Raw genomic sequence first — 2,126 nt, forward strand, 5'->3', positions numbered from 1 at the left:
ATTCCCCACTGAACCTTCGGTTTCGAGCCCCTCGGGCACCTCCGCGGGGGACCGGCCCCCCCCGCTTGGGTTTTGGGGGGGGGGTGTGCCCCCCCTCCCCCTTTTCCCCCCCCCCAACACCCCCCCCCCCCCCCCCCCGCTCCCCCCGCGACCGCCTTCGCCATGGGCGCGGCCTACATCGTCACCGATTCGGTGAATCAGGCCGCGCGCGAGGCGCATCAGTGCGAGGCCACCAAGCGGCTGCTGGCCATCGCGCAGTTCGCGGACTGCGTGATGGCGCCGTCCTCGGACATGTTCGAACTCGACATGCAGGTGCAGGTGTTGCGGCGTGGCACCATGTTCGCCACCCGCGCTCAGCGCCTCTATGACCTCTACCGGGCCTACGACGGCGTCGACGCGATCCCGGCCGAGGTCCGCGCCGACCTGGAGGCCACCCTGTTCCGCCGTCCGCTGCAGACGGTGTGGCAGGACTGCATGGCCTTCTTCACCGAACACGATCCCGCGCAGCTGGTTTCGGCCGAACGTGATCCGAAGGCGCGGATGGCGTTGATCTTCCGCTGGTACCTCGGCCTGTCCTCGAGCTGGAGCATTCGTGGTGAGGCCGAGCGGGTGGCGGACTACCAGATCTGGTGCGGCCCGGCCATGGGCGGGTTCAACACCTGGGCGGCAGGCAGCTATCTGGCCGCGCCCGCCAACCGCGCGGTGGCCGATATCGCCGATAAGCTCATGACGGGGGCGGCCTACCTGACCCGCGTCGCGCAGTTGCGCACCGCCGGGGTGAGGCTTCCGGCTGCGGTCGCCCGGTACCTGCCTCGTCTGATGGAGGAGCGATGACCATTCTCAACACCGGCACCTCGGCCGGCACCACCTGGATGGTGTGCCCCGGGTGCGCGGCCATGATCTACGTCAAACGCTACGAACGTGGCGACCGGGTGTGCCCGGAATGCGACAGCCACGGCATGCTCACCGCCCCGCAGCGGATCGAGCTGCTGCTGGATCAGGACAGCGCCGAGCCCCTCGCCTGCGCGGCGACCGTGCCGGATCCGCTGGTATTCACCGACTCCCGCCCCTACCCGGACCGGCTGGCCGACGCCCGCCGCCGGACCGGGCTCGACGAGGCCGTGGCATGCGTGCGTGGCACGCTCGGCGGGGTGGCAGTCGTGGTGGCCGCCATGGACTTCCGGTTCCTGGGCGGCAGCCTCGGCAGCGCGGTCGGCGAGGCGGTGACCACGGCCGCGGAAGTCGCCCGGGCCGAACGCCGTCCGCTGATCCTGGTCACCGCCTCGGGCGGGGCGCGGATGCAGGAGGGCATCGTCGCCCTCATGCAGATGGCCAAGACCAGCGACGCGCTGCGCCGCCTCGACGACGCGGGCGTGCTGACCGTCTCAGTCATCACCGATCCCACCTACGGCGGCGTCGCGGCCTCGTATGCCACCTCCACCGACGTGATCATCGCCGAACCCGGTGCGCGCCTGGGGTTCGCGGGTCCCCGCATCATCCGCCAGACCATCGGCCAGACGCTGCCCGCCGGGTTCCAGACCGCGGAATTCCTGCTCGAGCACGGCGTCGTCGACATGATCTGCCACCGGTCGGCGCTGCGCGACCGGCTGATCCTCCTGGTGGGCATGACCGTGCGCCCGGCGCGGCCGTACGTCAACGACGCCGAGGCCGTGTTCACCGATCCGGCCGCGCTGGCGCCCGCCGACCCCTGGGAGCGGGTGCGGGCGGCCAGGCGGCTCGGCCGGCCCACCACCTTCGACCACATCGCCGGGGCCTTCGAGGAGTTCGTCGAGCTGCACGGTGACCGCCTCGCCGCCGACTGCCCGGCCATGGTGGCCGGACTCGCCCGCCTCGACGGGGTGCCCGTCGCGGTGATCGGCACCCAGAAGGGCCATACCGCAGCCGAACTGGCCGCGCACAACTTCGGCATGCCGACGCCGCCGGGCTACCGCAAGGCCGCGCGCGTGCTGCGGCTGGCGGCCAAGCTCGGCCTGCCGGTCGTCACCCTCATCGATACCGCCGGCGCCTACCCGGGCATCACCGCCGAGGAGCAGGGGCAGGCGGTGGCCATCGCCGAGAACCTGAAGCTGCTTGCCGGCCTGCCGGTTCCGGTGGTCGCCGTGATC

The 2,126-nt window shown here is 71.9% G+C and carries 2 protein-coding genes; both read left to right on the forward strand.

Annotated elements, in window-relative coordinates; genetic code table 11:
* Positions 1-162: 162 nt before the first annotated feature.
* Positions 163-834 carry a hypothetical protein gene (locus tag ACFXN1_RS51685; RefSeq protein WP_379446584.1) on the forward strand — a complete coding sequence of 224 codons (672 nt, stop codon included), beginning with the start codon at positions 163-165 and terminating at the stop codon, positions 832-834.
* Positions 831-2,126, forward strand: a 1,296-nt coding sequence (gene accD / locus ACFXN1_RS51690; RefSeq protein ID WP_379464182.1) for an acetyl-CoA carboxylase, carboxyltransferase subunit beta, incomplete at its 3' end; no start/stop codon positions are given. The genes ACFXN1_RS51685 and accD, both read left to right, overlap by 4 nt.

Source organism: Nocardia sp. NPDC059154 (genome assembly GCF_042755705.1).
Taxonomy (GTDB): Bacteria; Actinomycetota; Actinomycetes; order Mycobacteriales; family Mycobacteriaceae; genus Nocardia.

Excerpts from the sequence above, each read along its gene's own strand:
- ACFXN1_RS51685 (WP_379446584.1), top strand. The coding sequence starts at position 163 with ATGGGCGCGGCCTACATCGTCACCGATTCGGTGAATCAGGCCGCGCGC.